This is a genomic window from Streptomyces sp. NPDC002825 (assembly GCF_040295385.1).
Classification (GTDB): Bacteria; Actinomycetota; Actinomycetes; order Streptomycetales; family Streptomycetaceae; genus Streptomyces.
On the sequence record NZ_JBEOVH010000026.1, the window covers coordinates 113,803 to 131,963 of the forward strand.

Consider the following 18,161-nt stretch of genomic DNA (forward strand, 5'->3'; position numbering starts at 1 on the left):
TGGTCAAGAGAGATTGACCGAATCGGGCCGCTGTTCCCCCTCCGCGGCCCGCCCCCTTAAACGCCGGTTCGAGAGGCTTTCACATGGCCGACCACGCAACCCACGACGCCCAAGCCCGGGCAAGTCTGCATCTGTTGGTGCGGGACATCGAGCGGGTCCGGCGGCAGGTGGACGCACTGCGCACGCTCACGGCCCAGCTGGGCAATGTCTACCGCCCTCGCCGCTCCGGCCCGTCGACGGGCTTCGTCGTCTACGGGCGGGCGCCCGCCCCGACCGTACGTCTCGCCCAGGAGCTGCGGGACAGTGTCGAGACCCTGGTGACCGCGGCGGTCGACTTCGACCGCTCGCTCGGATTCTCCTGGGACGCGGTGGGTTCCGCGCTCGGGGTCACCAAGCAGGCCGTCCACCGCCGCTACGGCGCCCGGCGCTCGCCCCAGCAGGGCGTGGCCGTGGAGCAGGACCACGCGGTGGAGCCGGGCGTGACCCGTACGCTCCCCTCGGTCCCCGCGGCCCGTTCGATGCCGCCGCAGCCCACCTCGGGCAGCGCCGCCCTCCGCGAGGACCCGCGCCCGCCGGCCTTCCCCGGCCCGCGCAACGGCTGAGCCACGAGCTCGCCACGGCCGCCCGCCCCGGCAGGGGTGGGCGGCCGTTCCCGTGTCAGCCGATGTCCGGCGGGTCGACCCGGATCCGCACCGGATCCCCGCCGCCGCGCGCGAGCCGCCCCGCGCGGGCCTGCTTGAGCGAGGCCGCCAGGGCCGCGCCGCTGCCGGGCGGGACCCGGACCAGGGCCCGCTCCCACTGCTCCCCCGGCGGCGGGTCGCCCGGCCTTCGGGGCCCGCCGGCGCGGACGACGGGCAGCGGGACGGGCCCGAGGACCTCGGCGTCGGCGGGGAGCCCGGCCGCCGCGAGGAAGCCCTCGACGGCCTCCGGCGGCCCGGACACGGCGGCCATCCGGGAGACGGGCGGGAAGCCCAGCTCGGCCCGCTCGGCCAGCTCCCGCCGGGCGTGCCCGACGGGGTCCCAGCGGACGAGCGCCTGGACGGGCCTGAGGGTCGGTTCGGCGACCACGACCACGGTGCCGCCCTCGGCCTGGCCGCGGACGAGGGAGGCCGCGTCGATCCAGCGGCGCAGCGCCTCCTCGCCCGCGCGCAGGTCGGGCCGGCCGAGCATGGCCCAGCCGTCGAGGAGCAGCGCGGCCGCGTAGCCGCCCTCGGCGACCGGTTCGGCGCCGGGGGTGGAGACGACGAGGGCGGGGCGCCCGGGCACGCTGTCCAGGACGTGGTCACGCCCGGAGGTTCGTACGGGCACGGCGGGGAACGCCCGGCCGAGCTCCTCCGCCGTCCGCCGGGCGCCGACCACCTGGGCCCGCAGCCGGGTCGAGCCGCACTCCACGCAGTGCCAGTCGGGGGCGCCGCGCCCGCACCAGCCGCACCGCAGCTCCTGCTGCTCGGGGGCCTCCAGGGGGCCGGCGCAGTGCCGGCAGCGGGCGGGCGTGCGGCAGCGCTCGCAGGCCAGCCGCGGTACGTATCCACGGCGCGGGACCTGCACGAGCACCGGCCCGGTCTTCAGGCCCTCCCGGACGGTCTGCCAGGCGAGGGAGGGCAGCCGGGCGGCGCGGGCGGCCTCGTCGCGGGCGAGTTCGCCGTCGCCGACGGTACGGATCAGGGGCGCGGCCCTGCGGACCTGCTCGCGGCCGGCGTCCAGCGCCTGGGCCCAGCCGGACTCGACGAGCTGGGCGGCCTCGACGGTGCAGCTGGTGGAGCCGAGGAGGAAGGCGCAGCGGTCGTGGGCGGCACGCAAGAGCAGCACCTCGCGCGCGTGGGGCTGGGGGGCGTGCGGCTCGCTGTGGCTGCCGTCGCCGTCGTCCCAGATGACCGCGAGGCCGAGGTCGCGTACGGGGGCGAACATCGCGGCGCGGGTGCCGACGACGGCCCGCACGGCGCCGCGCCGCACGGCGAGCCACTGCGCGTACCGCTTCTCGGGGCCGGCCTCGGCGGTGAGCAGCGCGTGCCGGCCCTCCCCGAGGATCTCGGTCAGGGCCGCGTCGACCCGGGCGGCGGCCCGCCCGTCGGGGACGACGACGAGCGCGCCACGGCCGGAGGCGAGGGTCGCGGCGACGGCCCGGGCGATCTCCTGCGCCCAGTACGGCCCCGGCAGCGCGCTCCACACGGCCCGGGGCGCCCCGCCGCGCGCGAGGGAGTCCAGGAACGCGGGCCCGCGCTCGTACCGCGTCCAGCTCCCCGGCTCCGGCGGCCGGGGCGGCGGCAGCGGCTCGGGCGAGGGTTTGCGCTCGGCGGTCGCGTTGCGCGGCGGGACGGCCAGCTGGAGGACGTCGGCAAGGCTTCCCGCGTACCGGTCGGCGACGGCCCGGGCGAGTCCGAGCAGCTCGGGCCCGAGGACCGGCTCGGGCGAGACGACGTCGGCGAGCGCGGCGAGCGGCCCCGAGTAGTCCGACTCGGCGCGCCGCTCCACCAGGAACCCGTCGATGAGCCGGCCGCCCTCGCGCCGCCCGCCCCGCACCTGGTGGGCGCCCGCGCCGAACCGCACCCGCACCCGCACGCCGGGCCGGGCGACCTCGTCGAGCTCCTCGGGGACCGCGTAGTCGAAGAACTGGTCGAGGTGGAGCGCCCCCTTGTTCACGACGACCCGCGCGACCGGCAGCTCCTTGGCCAGCGCGGCCCCCCGCCAGGTCCGCGGCTTGGCCCGCGGCACCTTCGCCTTCCGGACGGTCTCCCGGATGAGCGCGAGCTGCTCGGGCTCGTCGGACTTCTCGTTCTCGCTGCTCACAGCCCCATACCTACCAGACGCCACCGACAGCCGGACATGACCGAAGCCCGGCACCCCCTCGGGGTACCGGGCTTCTTCGCCAGAGGCCTGGATTACAGGCCGGCGGCCTTCTTCAGGGCGTCCACGCGGTCCGTGCGCTCCCAGGTGAAGTCCGGCAGCTCACGGCCGAAGTGGCCGTAGGCGGCGGTCTGGGAGTAGATCGGGCGGAGCAGGTCGAGGTCGCGGATGATCGCGGCCGGGCGGAGGTCGAAGACCTCGCCGATGGCGTTCTCGATCTTCTCGGTCTCGATCGTGTGGGTGCCGAAGGTCTCGACGAAGAGACCGACGGGCTCGGCCTTGCCGATCGCGTAGGCGACCTGGACCTCGCAGCGCGAGGCGAGGCCCGCGGCGACGACGTTCTTGGCGACCCAGCGCATGGCGTAGGCGGCCGAGCGGTCGACCTTGGACGGGTCCTTGCCGGAGAAGGCGCCGCCACCGTGACGGGCCATGCCGCCGTAGGTGTCGATGATGATCTTGCGGCCGGTGAGGCCGGCGTCGCCCATCGGGCCGCCGATCTCGAAGCGGCCGGTCGGGTTCACGAGCAGGCGGTAGCCGTCGGTGTCGAGCTTGATGCCGTCCTCGACGAGCTGCTTCAGCACGTGCTCGACGACGAACTCGCGAATGTCGGGCGCGAGCAGCGACTCGAGGTCGATGTCCGAGGCGTGCTGCGAGGAGACGACGACCGTGTCGAGACGGACGGCCTTGTCGCCGTCGTACTCGATGGTGACCTGGGTCTTGCCGTCGGGACGCAGGTACGGGATGGTCCCGTTCTTGCGGACCTCGGTGAGACGGCGGGAAAGGCGGTGGGCCAGCTCGATCGGGAGCGGCATCAGGTTCGGGGTCTCGTCCGACGCGTAGCCGAACATCAGGCCCTGGTCGCCGGCGCCCTGCTTGTCGAGCTCGTCCTCGTCGCCCTCGACCCGCTTCTCGTACGCCGTGTCCACACCCTGGGCGATGTCCGGGGACTGGGATCCGATGGACACCGACACGCCGCAGGAGGCGCCGTCGAAGCCCTTCTTCGAGGAGTCGTAACCGATCTCGAGGATCTTGTTCCGGACGAGGGTCGGGATGTCCGCCCACGCCTTGGTGGTCACCTCACCGGCGACGTGCACCAGGCCGGTGGTGATCAGCGTCTCGACGGCGACGCGCGAGGTGGGGTCCTCGCGCAGCAGTGCGTCGAGAATGGTGTCGCTGATCTGGTCAGCGATCTTGTCGGGGTGGCCCTCGGTGACGGACTCCGAGGTGAACAGACGACGGGACACAACGCTCCCTGGGGTTGCAGCGGCTGCTGGCTACTCGTGACGCGGACCGGCAGGGGGCTGCGCCCCGCGACGTTCCACGAACAGTCTATCGGTCGTGGTCGGGCAATGGACCAGGTGTCTCGCCTGGCGAATACCAGTGAGCGGGCGGAACCGTTCTCCGGCAAGGCAGACGTGCCCACACGGGTGGGGCGCAAATCACTCCCGGGGCGGCGTTTCGCACCTCCGGGGAGCGACTTCGCGCGGCCTGGAAGCCGCTTCACGCCGACCTCGCCACCCGCCCACAGCGACGGCGGATCCGTCAGGTCGTGGGGCGCAGCCGCGGCAGGACCAGGTCCCAGACCGTCTCCGCGAGCGCTTCCTTCGGTCCGTACGGTACGGGTGTCTCGGCGCCGTCCGACGCGAGGACGACGGCCTCGTTCTCCTCGGAGCCGAAGGTCTTGCGCTCCCCCACCTCGTTGACGACGAGCAGGTCGCAGCCCTTCCGGCGGAGCTTGGCACGCCCGTTGGCGAGGACGTCGTCGGTCTCGGCGGCGAAACCGACGACCACCTGGCCGGGCAGGGCGCGGTCGGCGGCCAGCTCGGCGAGGATGTCGGGGTTGCGGACGAGCTCGATGGTGGGCGCGCCGCCGTCGTCCGTCTTCTTGATCTTGCCGGGGGCGTAGACGGCCGGGCGGAAGTCGGCGACGGCCGCGGCCATGACGACCGCGTCGGCGTCGGCGGCGGCCTTGAGGACGGCCTCGCGGAGCTGGACGGCGGTGCCGACGTGGACGACGTCGACGCCGGCCGGGTCGGCGATGCCGGTGTTCGCCTCGACGAGGGTGACCCGGGCGCCACGGGCGGCCGCGGCCTTCGCGAGGGCGTAGCCCTGCTTCCCGGAGGAGCGGTTGCCGAGGTAGCGGACGGGGTCGAGGGGCTCGCGGGTGCCGCCGGCGCTGACGACCACGTGCCGGCCGACGAGGTCGGGTGCGGTCACGCCGCGGGCGAGGATCCTCCTGCAGATCTCGAAGATCTCCCCGGGGTCCGGGAGCCGGCCCTTGCCGGTGTCGACGCCGGTGAGGCGGCCGACGGCGGGCTCGATGACGACGGCGCCGCGGCGGCGCAGCGTGGCCACGTTCTCCTGGGTCGCCGGGTGCTCCCACATCTCGGTGTGCATGGCGGGGGCGAAGACGACCGGACAGCGCGCGGTGAGCAGCGTGTTGGTGAGCAGGTCGTCGGCGAGGCCGTGGGCGGCCTTGGCGAGCATGTCGGCGGTGGCGGGGGCGACGACGACGAGGTCGGCGGCCTGGCCGATGCGCACGTGCGGGACCTCGTGGACCGTCTCCCAGACCTCGGTGGAGACCGGGTTGCCGGAGAGCGCGGACCAGGTGGCGGCGCCGACGAAGTGCAGGGCGGAGTCGGTGGGCACGACGCGCACGTCGTGGCCCGACTCGGTGAGCCTGCGGAGCAGCTCGCACGCCTTGTAGGCGGCGATGCCGCCGCTGACGCCCAGGACCACCTTCGGCTTGGTCACGACTGTCACTGCTCCCCTGAAGGCTCGGTTGCGTACGAATCCATGAGACACCACAGGCCCGGCGGATGTTCCGCCGGGCCTGAGGTGACAAGCATTACAAGCGCTGGGTGCTTACTGCGCGGGGCCCTCGATGGCCTCGGACGTCAGCAGACCCGCGTTGATCTCGCGCAGGGCGATCGAGAGCGGCTTCTCGTGGACGTGGGTGTCGACGAGCGGACCCACGTACTCCAGCAGGCCCTCGCCGAGCTGGGAGTAGTACGCGTTGATCTGACGCGCGCGCTTGGCCGCGTAGATCACGAGGCTGTACTTCGAGTCGGTTGCCTCGAGCAGCTCGTCGATCGGCGGGTTGATGATGCCCTCGGGCGCGGTGATGGAAGAGGACACGCTCTACCTTCCGAAGATGGAAAAAAGATCAGACAACGTGCATCAACGTTAGCAGCTCGCGTGCGACGTCCTCGACGGAGGTGTTGACGAGGGTGGTGTCGAACTCCGACTCGGCGGCCAGTTCGACCTTCGCGGCCTCCAGCCGGCGCTCGATGACCTCGGGCGACTCGGTGCCCCGGCCGGTGAGCCGGCGGACCAGCTCCTCCCAGCTCGGCGGGGCGAGGAAGACCAGCTGGGACTCCGGCATGGAGTCCTTCACCTGGCGGGCGCCCTGGAGGTCGATCTCCAGGAGCACGGGCTCGCCGGAGTCGAGCCGCTCCAGAACGGCGCCGCGCGGGGTGCCGTAGCGGTTGCCCGCGAACTCGGCCCACTCCAGGAGCTCACCGTTGGCGATCAGCTTGTCGAACTCGTCGTCCGAGACGAAGAAGTAGTGGACGCCGTGCTTCTCGCCGGGGCGGGGCTTCCGTGTCGTCGCCGACACCGAGAGCCAGACCTCGGAGTGGACCTTGCGCATATGAGCGACGACCGTGCTCTTGCCGACCCCTGAGGGGCCGGAGAGCACGGTCAGCCGCGGACGTACCTCTGCTGCCATGCAGCGATTATTCCAGCTTTACCGGCGTGCCCGGGACGCGTGTCCCGGATCGGAAGCCGGACCGGCCTCCGGATCAGGCGCCGGTGCTGCCGAACTCGCGCTCCAGGGAGGCGATCTGGTTCGAGCCGAGACCGCGCACGCGGCGGCTCTCGGAGATGCCGAGCCGCTCCATGATCTGCTTGGCGCGGACCTTGCCGACGCCGGGCAGGGACTCAAGGAGCGCGGAGACCTTCATCTTGCCGATGACGTCGTTCTCCTGGCCCGTCTTGATGACCTCGTGGAGGGAGGCGCCGGAGTGCTTGAGTCGATTCTTGACCTCGGCCCGCTCCCGGCGAGCCGCGGCGGCCTTTTCGAGCGCGGCTGCGCGCTGTTCAGGGGTAAGGGGCGGAAGAGCCACGCCTACGTCACCTCGGATGTCGATCTGTCGGATACGGACCGGTGAGGAACCTGGACGCCCCACACCAGTGGAGCAACGCCAACGGCGTGGCCGTTGAACGCCTGCTCTGCTCCGGAGACTAGCGGCCGAGGCCGCTCCAGTCAGCGAGAACAGCGGAAAAGTCCTGGTCAGCATCGACCGACCAGGACTTTTCCGGCATAACGACCGGGTTTTGGGCCAAGATTTCGTCAAGTGGTGAGACAGCTCACCGTCGAGCGGCCCCGCCCCTCCGACCTGCGGATTGTCGGGGAGACCCGTCAGCCGGCGACGGCCGCGCGGATCTCGTCCGCGTAGCGGTGAGCCGAGTCCCGCAGGGCGGCCACGTCCGGTCCGTTCCTGAGGACCCCGCGGCTGACGTTCGGGACGACGTTGCGGACCGCGGCGCCGAAGACCGCCGGGAGGTCGGCGGGGGTCGCGCCCTGGGCGCCGATGCCGGGGGCGAGGAGCGGCCCGTTGATGTCCAGGTCGAAGGAGGACAGGTCGCCGAGGGTGGCGCCGACGACCGCGCCGAAGGAGCCCATCGGGGTCTCCCCCGCGTTCTCCTCGGCGAGGTGGGCGAGCATGGTCGCGCCGATCGTCCGGCCGTCCTCGCGCACCGCCCGCTGGACCTCCGCGCCCTCCGGGTTGGAGGTGAGGGCGAGCACGAAGAGACCGGCGCCGGACTCCCGGGCCAGGTCGACGGCCGGCTTCAGGGCGCCGTAGCCCAGGTACGGGGAGACCGTGAGGGCGTCGGAGAAGAGCGGGGAGTCCTTGCGCAGGAAGGTCTCCGCGTAGGCGGCCATGGTGGAGCCGATGTCACCGCGCTTGGCGTCCATGACGACGAGGCCGCCCGCGGCCCGCAGATCGGCGGTGGCGCGCTCCAGGACGGCGATGCCGCGCGAGCCGAAGCGCTCGAAGAAGGCGGACTGCGGCTTGAAGACGGCCACGGTCTCGGCGAGGGCCTCGACGACGGTGAAGGTGAAGCGCTCCAGGCCGGCGATGTCGTCGGTCAGGCCCCAGGAGTCGAGCAGGGCGGCGTGCGGGTCGATGCCGACGCAGAGCGGACCGCGCTCGTCCATCGCGGTGCGCAGGCGGGTGCCGAATGTCAGGGGCCGCCCGGAGGGCGTCGATGAGGGGCGGTGGTCGGGCGACGGGAGGGCGGTCACTTGGCGGCCTTTCGGTTGTCGGCGCCGACGGCCTCGGCGAGGGTGGCGTACGGGGAGGCCGCGAGGCGCGCGGCGAGGCCCTTGTGGATCGCGCGGGCGTAGAACGGACCCTCGTAGATGAAGGCGCTGTAGCCCTGGATGAGGGTGGCGCCGGCGAGGATGCGCTGCCAGGCGTCCTCGGCGTTCTCGATGCCGCCGACGCCGACCAGGACGAGGCGGTCGCCCACGCGCGCGTGGAGGCGGCGCAGGACGGCGAGGGAGCGCTCCTTGACGGGCGCGCCGGACAGGCCGCCGGTCTCCTTGATGAGCGCGGGGTCGGACTTCAGGCCGAGGCCCTCGCGCGCGATGGTGGTGTTGGTGGCGATGATGCCGTCGAGGCCGAGCTCCAGGGCGAGGTCGGCGACCGCGTCGACGTCCTCGTCGGCCAGGTCGGGGGCGATCTTGACGAGGAGCGGGACGCGGCGGTCGGTGACCGTGCGGTCGGCGGCCTCGCGGACGGCCGTGAGCAGCGGGCGCAGGGACTCGGTGGCCTGGAGGTTGCGCAGCCCGGGGGTGTTCGGGGAGGAGACGTTGACGACGAGGTAGTCGGCGTGCGCGGCGAGGCGCTCGGTGGACTTCACGTAGTCGGCGGCGGCCTCAGCCTCGGGGACGACCTTGGTCTTGCCGATGTTGACGCCGACGACGGTCTTGAAGACCGCCTTGCGGGCGCCCAGGCGCTCGGCGACGGCGGCGGAGCCCTCGTTGTTGAAGCCCATGCGGTTGATCAGGGCGCGGTCCGGGACGAGCCGGAAGAGGCGCTTCTTGGGGTTGCCGGGCTGGGCCTCGCCGGTGACGGTGCCGATCTCGACGTGGTCGAAGCCGAGCATCGACATGCCGTCGATGGCGACGGCGTTCTTGTCGAAGCCGGCGGCGAGCCCGAAGGGGCCGTGCATCCGCAGGCCGAGGGCCTCGGTGCGCAGCTCCTTGAAGCGGGGCGCGAGGACGGCGGCGACGAAGGTGCGGAGCACCGGGGTGCGGGCGGCGAGGCGGATCCAGCGGAAGGCCATGTAGTGGGCCTGCTCGGGGTCCATGCGCTTGAAGACGAGGTCGAAGAAGAACTTGTACATGGGTGGCTCCAGGTCATGAAGAGGGGGACACCGCGGTGTTGCCGGTGTCCCCCATCTCCGTACGGGCTGCTAGTCGCGGGCCGCGGTCAGGTGCTCCGCGTGCTCCTGGAGCGAGCGGACGCCCACGTCGCCGTGGTTGAGCGCGTCGATCCCCTGGACGGCCGCGGCGAGCGCCTGGACCGTGGTGAGGCAGGGGACGCTGCGGGCCACCGCGGCCGTACGGATCTCGTAGCCGTCGAGGCGGCCGCCGGTGCCGTACGGGGTGTTGACGATCAGGTCGACCTGGCCGTCGTGGATGAGCTGGACGATCGTCTTCTCGCCGTTCGGGCCCTCGCCCTCGCTGAGCTTGCGGACGACCGTGGCGTTGATGCCGTTGCGCTTGAGGACCTCGGCGGTGCCGGAGGTGGCGAGCAGCTCGAAGCCGTGGGCGACGAGCTCGCGGGCCGGGAAGATCATCGAGCGCTTGTCGCGGTTGGCGACCGAGATGAACGCGCGGCCCTTGGTGGGCAGCGGGCCGTAGGCGCCGGCCTGCGACTTGGCGTAGGCCGTGCCGAAGACCGCGTCGATGCCCATGACCTCGCCGGTGGAGCGCATCTCCGGGCCGAGGACGGTGTCGACGCCGCGGCCGTGCACGTCGCGGAAGCGCGACCACGGCATCACGGCCTCCTTGACGGAGATCGGCGCGTCGAGCGGCAGGGTGCCGCCGTCGCCGTTCTTCGGCAGCAGGCCCTCGGCGCGCAGCTCGGCGATGGTGGCGCCGAGCGAGATGCGGGCGGCGGCCTTCGCGAGCGGTACGGCGGTCGCCTTCGAGGTGAAGGGGACGGTCCGGGAGGCGCGCGGGTTGGCCTCCAGGACGTACAGGATGTCGCCGGCCATGGCGAACTGGATGTTGATCAGTCCGCGGACGCCGACGCCCTTGGCGATGGCCTCGGTGGAGGCGCGCAGGCGCTTGATGTCGAAGCCGCCGAGGGTGATCGGGGGCAGGGCGCAGGCCGAGTCGCCGGAGTGGATGCCGGCCTCCTCGATGTGCTCCATGACGCCGCCGAGGTAGAGCTCCTCGCCGTCGTAGAGGGCGTCGACGTCGATCTCGATGGCGTCGTCGAGGAAGCGGTCGACCAGGACCGGCCGGGTGGGGCTGATCTCGGTGGACTCGGCGATGTACGACTCCAGGCGGGCCTCGTCGTACACGATCTCCATGCCGCGGCCGCCGAGCACGTACGAGGGGCGTACGAGGACGGGGTAGCCGATCTCGTCGGCGATGGCCTTGGCGCCGGCGAAGGTGGTGGCGGTGCCGTGCTTCGGCGCAGGGAGTCCGGCCTCGGCGAGGACGCGGCCGAAGGCGCCGCGGTCCTCGGCGGCGTGGATGGCCTCCGGGGAGGTGCCGACGACCGGCACGCCGTTGTCCTTGAGCGCCTGCGACAGACCCAGCGGGGTCTGGCCGCCGAGCTGGACGACGACACCGGCGACCGGGCCGGCGAGGGTCTCGGCGTGGACGATCTCCAGGACGTCCTCGAGCGTCAGCGGCTCGAAGTACAGACGGTCGGAGGTGTCGTAGTCCGTCGAGACGGTCTCCGGGTTGCAGTTGACCATCACGGTCTCGTAGCCGGCGTCGCTCAGGGCGAAGGAGGCGTGGACGCAGGAGTAGTCGAACTCGATGCCCTGGCCGATGCGGTTCGGGCCGGAGCCCAGGATGATCACGGCGGGCTTCTCGCGCGGCGCGACCTCGGACTCCTCGTCGTAGGACGAGTAGAAGTACGGGGTCTTGGCGGCGAACTCGGCGGCGCAGGTGTCGACCGTCTTGTAGACCGGGCGGACGCCGAGGGCGTGGCGGACCTCGCGGACGACGTCCTCGCGCAGGCCGCGGATCTCGGCGATCTGGGCGTCGGAGAAGCCGTGGCGCTTGGCCTCGGCGAGGAGCTCGGGGTCGAGCTTCTCGGCGGCGGCCAGCTCGTCGGCGATCTCCTTGATGAGGAAGAGCTGGTCGACGAACCACGGGTCGATCTTCGTGGCGTCGAAGACCTCCTGCGGGGTGGCCCCGGCGCGGATGGCCTGCATGACGGTGTTGATACGGCCGTCGGTCGGGCGGACCGACTCGCGGAGCAGCTCCGCCTTGTCGCCGGGCTCGCCGACGAAGGTGAACTGCGAGCCCTTCTTCTCCAGGGAGCGCAGGGCCTTCTGGAGGGCCTCGGTGAAGTTGCGGCCGATCGCCATGGCCTCGCCGACCGACTTCATGGTCGTGGTCAGCGTGGAGTCGGCGGAGGGGAACTTCTCGAAGGCGAAGCGCGGGGCCTTGACGACGACGTAGTCGAGCGTGGGCTCGAAGGACGCCGGGGTCTTCTCCGTGATGTCGTTCGGGATCTCGTCGAGCGTGTAGCCGACGGCGAGACGGGCCGCGATCTTGGCGATCGGGAAGCCGGTCGCCTTGGAGGCGAGCGCCGAGGAGCGGGAGACGCGCGGGTTCATCTCGATGACGATGATCCGGCCGTCGTCCGGGTTGACGGCGAACTGGATGTTGCAGCCGCCGGTGTCGACGCCGACCTCGCGGATGATCGCGATGCCGATGTCGCGCAGCCGCTGGTACTCGCGGTCGGTGAGCGTCATCGCCGGGGCGACGGTGATCGAGTCACCGGTGTGGACGCCCATCGGGTCGAAGTTCTCGATGGAGCAGACGACCACGACGTTGTCGTGCTTGTCGCGCATGAGCTCCAGCTCGTACTCCTTCCAGCCGAGGATGGACTCCTCGAGGAGCACCTCGGTGGTCGGGGAGAGCGTGAGGCCCTGGCCGGCGATGCGGCGCAGCTCGTCCTCGTCGTGGGCGAAGCCGGAGCCGGCGCCGCCCATGGTGAAGGAGGGGCGGACGACGACGGGGTAGCCGCCGAGCTCCTCGACGCCCTTGAGGACGTCGTCCATGGAGTGGCAGATGACGGAGCGGGCGGACTCGCCGTATCCGATCTTGGCCTTGACGGCCTCGACGACGCCCTTGAAGAGGTCGCGGTCCTCGCCCTTGTGGATCGCCTCGACGTTGGCGCCGATGAGCTCGACGCCGTACTTCTCGAGGACGCCCTGCTCGTGCATGGAGATCGCGGTGTTGAGCGCGGTCTGGCCACCGAGGGTGGGCAGGAGCGCGTCGGGGCGCTCCTTGGCGATGATCTTCTCGACGAACTCGGGGGTGATCGGCTCGACGTACGTGGCGTCGGCGATCTCCGGGTCGGTCATGATCGTGGCCGGGTTGGAGTTGACCAGGATCACCCGCAGGCCCTCGGCCTTGAGGATGCGGCAGGCCTGGGTGCCGGAGTAGTCGAACTCGGCGGCCTGGCCGATGACGATCGGGCCGGAGCCGATGACCAGGACGGACTGGATATCGGTGCGCTTAGGCACGCTCGGCCTCCATCAGGGATACGAAGCGGTCGAAGAGGTACGCGGCGTCGTGCGGGCCCGCGGCCGCCTCGGGGTGGTACTGGACGGAGAAGGCCGGCTGGTCGAGCAGCTGGAGGCCTTCGACGACCTGGTCGTTCAGGCAGACATGGGAGACCTCGGCACGCCCGTAGGGGGTGTCGGAGACCTTGTCGAGGGGCGCGTCGACGGCGAAGCCGTGGTTGTGCGCGGTGACCTCGACCTTGCCCGTGGTGCGGTCCTGCACGGGCTGGTTGATGCCCCGGTGGCCGTACTTCAGCTTGTAGGTGCCGAAGCCGAGGGCGCGGCCGAGGATCTGGTTGCCGAAGCAGATGCCGAAGAGCGGCGTCTTGCGCTCCAGGACGGCCTGCATGACGGCGACGGGGCCGTCGGCGGTGGCCGGGTCGCCGGGGCCGTTGGAGAAGAACACACCGTCGGGGTTGACGGCGTAGACGTCCTCGGCGGTGGCGGTGGCGGGCAGCACGTGGACCTCGATGCCGCGCTCGGCCATCCGGTGCGGGGTCATGCCCTTGATGCCGAGGTCGACGGCGGCGACGGTGAACTTCTTCGTACCGATCGCGGGGACGACGTAGGTCTCCTTGGTGGCGACCTCGGCGGAGAGGTTCGCGCCCTTCATCTCGGGCTGCTGGCGGACCTCGGCGAGCATGGTGCCGTCGTCGGGGAGCGCGTTGCCGGAGAAGATGCCGACGCGCATGGCGCCGCTCTCGCGGAGGTGGCGGGTGAGGGCGCGGGTGTCGATGCCGGAGATGCCGACGACGCCCTGGGCGCGCAGCTCCTCGTCGAGGGAGCGCTGCGAGCGCCAGTTGGAGGAGACGCGGGCGGGGTCGCGGACGACGTAGCCGGAGACCCAGATGCGGCCGGACTCGGGGTCCTCGTCGTTGACGCCGGTGTTGCCGACGTGCGGGGCCGTCATGACCACGACCTGCCGGTGGTACGACGGGTCGGTGAGGGTCTCCTGGTAGCCGGTCATGCCGGTGGAGAACACGGCCTCGCCGAAGGTCTCCCCCACGGCCCCGTAGGCACGGCCGCGGAAGATGCGGCCGTCCTCCAGGACGAGTACGGCGGGAACCTTCGCGGCTCCCCTTGTGGAGGTCGTCATCGTGCGATGCCTTCCGTCGTGTTGATCATGGAGTTGATGGTGTCGACCCAGGCCGTGTGCTCGGCGGCCCGGTCGGAGCGGAACCCGGAGTCGAGCTGCTTGCCGCCGTGCTCCCAGGTGACGATCAGGAGCCCGCCCTCGGTGAGGACCTTGCCGGCGATGCCCTTGTCGAGCCGGGCCTCGCGCAGGGCGGCGGCCGACACGAAGAAGTCGTTCGCCCCGGGGCGTGCGACCTCGATCCCGGCGTCGGTGAGCGTGAGCTCGACGCGGCTGCGGGTGCCGAGGCCGTGGGCGACGATCCGGTCGAGCCACTGCCCGGCGGTCGTGGACCCGTGGTAGCGCCCGCTGAGAGTCAGTTTCGCCTCACCGGTGCTCTCCGGCGCGGTGGGGAGCTCGGGGAGGTCCGACTGGAGGCTGCCGCGCCACTTCCAGCCCTGGCGCATGAGCCAGTACACGAAGGCGACGAAGAGCAGCAGTCCGGCGACCCAGCCGAGCCGTCCGGCCCAGTCGGTCACCTCCGCCGATTTCTGTTCGGCAGCCTCTGCGGCGATTGAGATGAGTGGTGTCACGCCAGCTTCCCGTCCACGACCGTTGCACGGCCCCGCAGGAAGGTGTGGGTGACGCGTCCCGGCAGCTCACGGCCCTCGTAGGGGGTGTTGCGGCTGCGGGAGGCGAAGTCCGCGGGGTCCACGACACCACGGTAAGCCGGATCGACCAGCGTCAGGTTCGCGGGCTCACCAGCCGAGACGGGGCGGCCGTGGCCCTCGGCCTGTCCGATGCGGGCGGGCGCGTGGGACATCCGCTCGGCGACGCCGGCCCAGTCGAGGAGGCCGGTCTCGACCATCGTCTGCTGGACGACGGAGAGGGCGGTCTCCAGGCCGACCATGCCCATGGCGGCCGCGGCCCACTCGCAGTCCTTGTCCTCGTGCGGGTGCGGGGCGTGGTCGGTGGCGACGATGTCGATCGTGCCGTCGGCCAGCGCCTCGCGGAGGGCGAGGACGTCCTTCTCGGTGCGCAGCGGCGGGTTGACCTTGTAGACGGGGTTGTACGAGCGGACCAGCTCGTCCGTGAGGAGGAGGTGGTGCGGGGTGACCTCGGCGGTGACGTCGATGCCGCGGGACTTGGCCCAGCGGACGATCTCGACGGAGCCGGCGGTGGAGAGGTGGCAGATGTGGACGCGGGAGCCGACGTGCTCGGCGAGGAGGACGTCGCGGGCGATGATCGACTCCTCGGCGACGGCGGGCCAGCCGCCGAGGCCGAGCTCGGCGGAGACGACGCCCTCGTTCATCTGGGCGCCCTCGGTGAGGCGGGGCTCCTGGGCGTGCTGGGCGACGACTCCGCCGAAGGCCTTCACGTACTCCAGCGCGCGGCGCATGATCACGGCGTCGTCGACGCACTTGCCGTCGTCGGAGAAGACGGTGACGCCGGCGGCGGAGTCGTGCATGGCGCCGAGCTCGGCGAGCTTCTTGCCCTCGAGGCCGACGGTGACGGCACCGATGGGCTGGACGTCGCAGTAGCCGGACTCCTTGCCGAGGCGGTAGACCTGCTCGACGACGCCGGCGGTGTCGGCGACCGGGTGGGTGTTGGCCATGGCGAAGACGGCCGTGTAGCCGCCGGAGGCGGCGGCGCGGGTGCCGGTGAGGACGGTCTCGGAGTCCTCGCGGCCGGGCTCGCGCAGGTGGGTGTGGAGGTCGACGAGGCCGGGCAGCAGGATCTGGCCGTCGGCCTCGATCACGGTCGCGCCCTCGGCGGAGAGGCCGGTGCCGACCTCGGCGATGGTCTCGCCGTCGATGAGGACGTCCTGGGCTTCGCCGCCGAGGACCTTGGCACCGCGGATAAGGGTCTTGCTCATGGTTACTTGTTCTCCTCGGTGCGGGTGTGGCTGACGGCGGACTCGTTGCCGCCCAGGAGCAGGTAGAGGACGGCCATCCGGACGGAGACGCCGTTGGCGACCTGCTCGACGACCGTGCAGCGGTCGGAGTCGGCGACCTCGGCGGTGATCTCCATGCCGCGGACCATCGGGCCGGGGTGCATGACGATGGCGTGCTCGGGCATCTTCGCCATCCGCTCGCCGTCGAGCCCGTAGCGGCGCGAGTACTCGCGCTCGGTCGGGAAGAAGGCGGCGTTCATCCGCTCGCGCTGCACACGCAGCATCATGACCGCGTCGGACTTCGGCAGCACGCTGTCGAGGTCGTACGAGACCTCGCAGGGCCAGGTCTCGACGCCGACCGGGACCAGGGTCGGCGGGGCCACCAGGGTGACCTCGGCGCCGAGGGTGTGGAGCAGGTCGACGTTGGAGCGGGCGACCCGGCTGTGCAGGACGTCGCCCACGAGGGTGATGCGCTTGCCCGCGAGGTCCTGGCCGAGGCCGGCGTCGCGGCCGACGAGGCGGCGGCGCATGGTGAAGGCGTCGAGGAGGGCCTGGGTGGGGTGCTGGTGGGTGCCGTCGCCCGCGTTGATGACGGGGGCGTCGATCCAGCCGGAGGTGGCGAGCCGGTACGGGGCGCCGGAGGCGCTGTGCCGGATGACGACGGCGTCGACGCCCATGGCCTCCAGGGTCTGCGCGGTGTCCTTGAGGGACTCGCCCTTGGAGACGCTGGAGCCCTTGGCCGCGAAGTTGATCACGTCGGCGGAGAGGCGCTTCTCGGCGGCCTCGAAGGAGATCCGGGTCCGGGTGGAGTCCTCGAAGAAGAGGTTGCAGATGGTCCGGCCGCGCAGGGTCGGCAGCTTCTTGATGGGCCGGTCGGCCACCCGGGCCATCTCCTCGGCGGTGTCGAGGATCTGGACGGCGTCGTCGCGGGTGAGGTCGGCGGCCGAGATGAGGTGACGCATCATCGGGGTTTCTCTCCGTGGTGGGGAGGTGTGCGGGCATGCGGGGGCGCAGGGGTGTGCCCCGGCCCCGGCGGGGAAGCCGGTCCGGCTAGGAGGCGGGCTTGGAGCCGAGCAGGACGGTGTCGCGACCGTCTTCCTCGGCGAGCTGCACCTTGACCGTCTCCCGCAGCGACGTGGGGAGGTTCTTTCCGACGTAGTCGGCGCGGATCGGAAGTTCGCGGTGGCCGCGGTCGACGAGGACCGCGAGCTGGACGGCGCGCGGGCGGCCGATGTCGCCGAGGGCGTCGAGGGCGGCGCGGATGGTGCGTCCGGAGAAGAGGACGTCGTCGACGAGGACGACGAGGCGGCCGTCGAGGCCGTCACCGGGGATCTCGGTGCGGCCGATGGCGCGGGCCGGCTTCAGCCGCAGGTCGTCCCGGTACATGGTGATGTCGAGGGAACCGACCGGGATCTTGGTGCCGGTGATCGATTCGAGCTTCTCGGCGAGCCGGCGGGCGAGGAAGACGCCGCGGGTGGGGATGCCGAGGAGGACCACGTCGTCGGCGCCCTTGGCGCGCTCGACGATCTCGTGGGCGATGCGGGTCAGGACCCGGGCGATGTCGGGGGCCTCGAGAACGGGCCGGGCGTCATCGCTGTGCTGCTGAGTGTCCATGGAAAACGGACCTCCTTCTCCGCCTCACGGGACGGCTCTTAAAGGACGTCGGATTTGCGCCGTTCACTCTACCAGGGGTGGGGCGGCCTTTCCCGCGCACCCCTGCCGCCCCTCCGGGCGCCGTCCCCCGGGAGGGGGCGGTACGGACCATTCGGCTTGACGGGTGGGTGTAACGCTGCGTAACCTCACAGTGAGTTACCAGCCGCGCGGCGCAGCCGCATGTCGTCACAGCGTCCGGGAGCGTTATGTCCAGCGAATACGCAAAGCAGCTCGGGGCCAAACTCCGTGCGATCCGCACCCAGCAGGGTCTGTCCCTCCACGGGGTGGAGGAGAAGTCCCAGGGCCGCTGGAAGGCGGTCGTGGTCGGCTCGTACGAGCGCGGAGACCGCGCGGTGACCGTGCAGCGTCTTGCCGAGCTGGCCGACTTCTACGGGGTGCCGGTGCAGGAGCTCCTGCCGGGCACGACCCCGGGCGGGGCCGCCGAGCCGCCGCCGAAGCTGGTCCTCGATCTGGAGCGCCTGGCCCACGTCCCGCAGGAGAAGGCGGGCCCGCTCCAGCGCTACGCGGCGACGATCCAGTCGCAGCGCGGCGACTACAACGGCAAGGTGCTGTCGATCCGTCAGGACGACCTGCGCACGCTCGCCGTCATCTACGACCAGTCCCCCTCGGTCCTCACCGAGCAGCTGATCAGCTGGGGCGTCCTGGACGCTGACGCGCGCCGCGCGGTCGCCCACGAGGAGAACTGACCCCTTACGAGGTCACAGCAGAAACGTACCGCCGGGCCCGTGGACGTCATCCGACGTCCACCGGCCCCGGCCAATTAAAAGAAGGGGGGCGGGGTAGCGAAGGTGATAGGGATTGGGGGGGGTGGGGGTAAATTGTGTGGAAAGGAGGGTATTTATA

General features: G+C 71.7%; 16 protein-coding genes. 2 read left to right on the forward strand and 14 right to left on the reverse strand.

Annotation, left to right across the window (positions count from 1 at the left end):
* Nucleotides 1-83: 83 nt before the first annotated feature.
* On the forward strand, nt 84-602 hold the full coding sequence (locus tag ABT041_RS28335) for a hypothetical protein (RefSeq protein WP_351189471.1): 519 nt from the start codon (nt 84-86) through the stop codon (nt 600-602).
* A 55-nt stretch (nt 603-657) separates the two neighbouring features.
* Here ABT041_RS28335 and ABT041_RS28340 read toward each other — a convergent pair whose 3' ends face one another.
* The 14 genes from ABT041_RS28340 to pyrR all read right to left on the reverse strand — a co-directional run bounded on the left by ABT041_RS28340 (nt 658) and on the right by pyrR (nt 17,258).
* Nucleotides 658-2,787 (reverse strand): primosomal protein N', encoded by a 2,130-nt coding sequence (locus tag ABT041_RS28340; RefSeq protein WP_351189475.1) that lies wholly within the window; start codon nt 2,785-2,787, stop codon nt 658-660.
* Between the two features lie 92 nt (nt 2,788-2,879).
* The gene (gene metK / locus ABT041_RS28345; protein WP_351189477.1) at nt 2,880-4,088 is read right to left on the reverse strand and encodes a methionine adenosyltransferase; all 1,209 of its coding nucleotides are present in this window, start codon (nt 4,086-4,088) and stop codon (nt 2,880-2,882) included.
* Nucleotides 4,089-4,386: 298 nt separating this feature from the next.
* Complete coding sequence (gene coaBC, locus ABT041_RS28350; RefSeq protein WP_351189480.1) at nt 4,387-5,598, reverse strand: bifunctional phosphopantothenoylcysteine decarboxylase/phosphopantothenate--cysteine ligase CoaBC; 1,212 nt, start codon at nt 5,596-5,598, stop codon at nt 4,387-4,389.
* Nucleotides 5,599-5,709: 111 nt separating this feature from the next.
* Nucleotides 5,710-5,982, reverse strand: coding sequence for a DNA-directed RNA polymerase subunit omega (rpoZ, locus tag ABT041_RS28355; protein WP_005319902.1), 273 nt, complete (start codon nt 5,980-5,982; stop codon nt 5,710-5,712).
* A gap of 28 nt (nt 5,983-6,010) precedes the next feature.
* Nucleotides 6,011-6,574, reverse strand: a complete 564-nt coding sequence (gene gmk / locus ABT041_RS28360) for a guanylate kinase (protein ID WP_351189483.1) — start codon at nt 6,572-6,574, stop codon at nt 6,011-6,013.
* 73 nt (nt 6,575-6,647) lie between these two features.
* The gene (locus tag ABT041_RS28365; protein ID WP_030204477.1) at nt 6,648-6,971 is read right to left on the reverse strand and encodes an integration host factor; all 324 of its coding nucleotides are present in this window, start codon (nt 6,969-6,971) and stop codon (nt 6,648-6,650) included.
* A gap of 296 nt (nt 6,972-7,267) precedes the next feature.
* Nucleotides 7,268-8,098: an orotidine-5'-phosphate decarboxylase gene (pyrF, locus tag ABT041_RS28370; protein WP_351189525.1), complete on the reverse strand. Its 831-nt coding sequence runs from the start codon at nt 8,096-8,098 to the stop codon at nt 7,268-7,270.
* Between the two features lie 53 nt (nt 8,099-8,151).
* Complete coding sequence (locus ABT041_RS28375) at nt 8,152-9,261, reverse strand: quinone-dependent dihydroorotate dehydrogenase (protein ID WP_351189487.1); 1,110 nt, start codon at nt 9,259-9,261, stop codon at nt 8,152-8,154.
* Nucleotides 9,262-9,330: 69 nt separating this feature from the next.
* Nucleotides 9,331-12,639 carry a carbamoyl-phosphate synthase large subunit gene (carB, locus tag ABT041_RS28380; RefSeq protein WP_351189490.1) on the reverse strand — a complete coding sequence of 1,103 codons (3,309 nt, stop codon included), beginning with the start codon at nt 12,637-12,639 and terminating at the stop codon, nt 9,331-9,333.
* A complete protein-coding gene (gene carA, locus ABT041_RS28385; protein ID WP_351189493.1) occupies nt 12,632-13,774 on the reverse strand; it encodes a glutamine-hydrolyzing carbamoyl-phosphate synthase small subunit in 1,143 nt (380 codons plus the stop codon). Before carA ends, carB begins: the two co-directional genes overlap by 8 nt.
* Nucleotides 13,771-14,343 (reverse strand): PH-like domain-containing protein, encoded by a 573-nt coding sequence (locus ABT041_RS28390; RefSeq protein ID WP_351189496.1) that lies wholly within the window; start codon nt 14,341-14,343, stop codon nt 13,771-13,773. Before ABT041_RS28390 ends, carA begins: the two co-directional genes overlap by 4 nt.
* Nucleotides 14,340-15,626 carry a dihydroorotase gene (locus ABT041_RS28395; protein ID WP_351189498.1) on the reverse strand — a complete coding sequence of 429 codons (1,287 nt, stop codon included), beginning with the start codon at nt 15,624-15,626 and terminating at the stop codon, nt 14,340-14,342. The genes ABT041_RS28390 and ABT041_RS28395 overlap by 4 nt, the downstream gene beginning before the upstream one ends.
* A 2-nt stretch (nt 15,627-15,628) precedes the next feature.
* Nucleotides 15,629-16,609, reverse strand: coding sequence for an aspartate carbamoyltransferase catalytic subunit (locus tag ABT041_RS28400; RefSeq protein WP_351189501.1), 981 nt, complete (start codon nt 16,607-16,609; stop codon nt 15,629-15,631).
* An 85-nt stretch (nt 16,610-16,694) separates the two neighbouring features.
* Nucleotides 16,695-17,258, reverse strand: a complete 564-nt coding sequence (pyrR, locus tag ABT041_RS28405; RefSeq protein ID WP_351189504.1) for a bifunctional pyr operon transcriptional regulator/uracil phosphoribosyltransferase PyrR — start codon at nt 17,256-17,258, stop codon at nt 16,695-16,697.
* A 245-nt stretch (nt 17,259-17,503) separates the two neighbouring features.
* Here pyrR and bldD point away from each other — a divergent pair, with 245 nt between their 5' ends.
* The gene (gene bldD, locus ABT041_RS28410; protein ID WP_015032294.1) at nt 17,504-18,004 is read left to right on the forward strand and encodes a transcriptional regulator BldD; all 501 of its coding nucleotides are present in this window, start codon (nt 17,504-17,506) and stop codon (nt 18,002-18,004) included.
* The last annotated feature ends 157 nt before the right edge of the window (nt 18,005-18,161 follow it).

Bases quoted from the DNA above. Each gene is read 5' to 3' on its own strand.
- ABT041_RS28335 (WP_351189471.1), top strand. From the start codon at position 84: ATGGCCGACCACGCAACCCACGACGCCCAAGCCCGGGCAAGTCTGCAT.
- gmk (WP_351189483.1), bottom strand. From the start codon at position 6,574: ATGGCAGCAGAGGTACGTCCGCGGCTGACCGTGCTCTCCGGCCCCTCA.
- ABT041_RS28375 (WP_351189487.1), bottom strand. From the start codon at position 9,261: ATGTACAAGTTCTTCTTCGACCTCGTCTTCAAGCGCATGGACCCCGAG.
- carA (WP_351189493.1), bottom strand. From the start codon at position 13,774: ATGACGACCTCCACAAGGGGAGCCGCGAAGGTTCCCGCCGTACTCGTC.
- ABT041_RS28395 (WP_351189498.1), bottom strand. From the start codon at position 15,626: ATGAGCAAGACCCTTATCCGCGGTGCCAAGGTCCTCGGCGGCGAAGCC.
- ABT041_RS28400 (WP_351189501.1), bottom strand. From the start codon at position 16,609: ATGATGCGTCACCTCATCTCGGCCGCCGACCTCACCCGCGACGACGCC.
- pyrR (WP_351189504.1), bottom strand. From the start codon at position 17,258: ATGGACACTCAGCAGCACAGCGATGACGCCCGGCCCGTTCTCGAGGCC.
- bldD (WP_015032294.1), top strand. From the start codon at position 17,504: ATGTCCAGCGAATACGCAAAGCAGCTCGGGGCCAAACTCCGTGCGATC.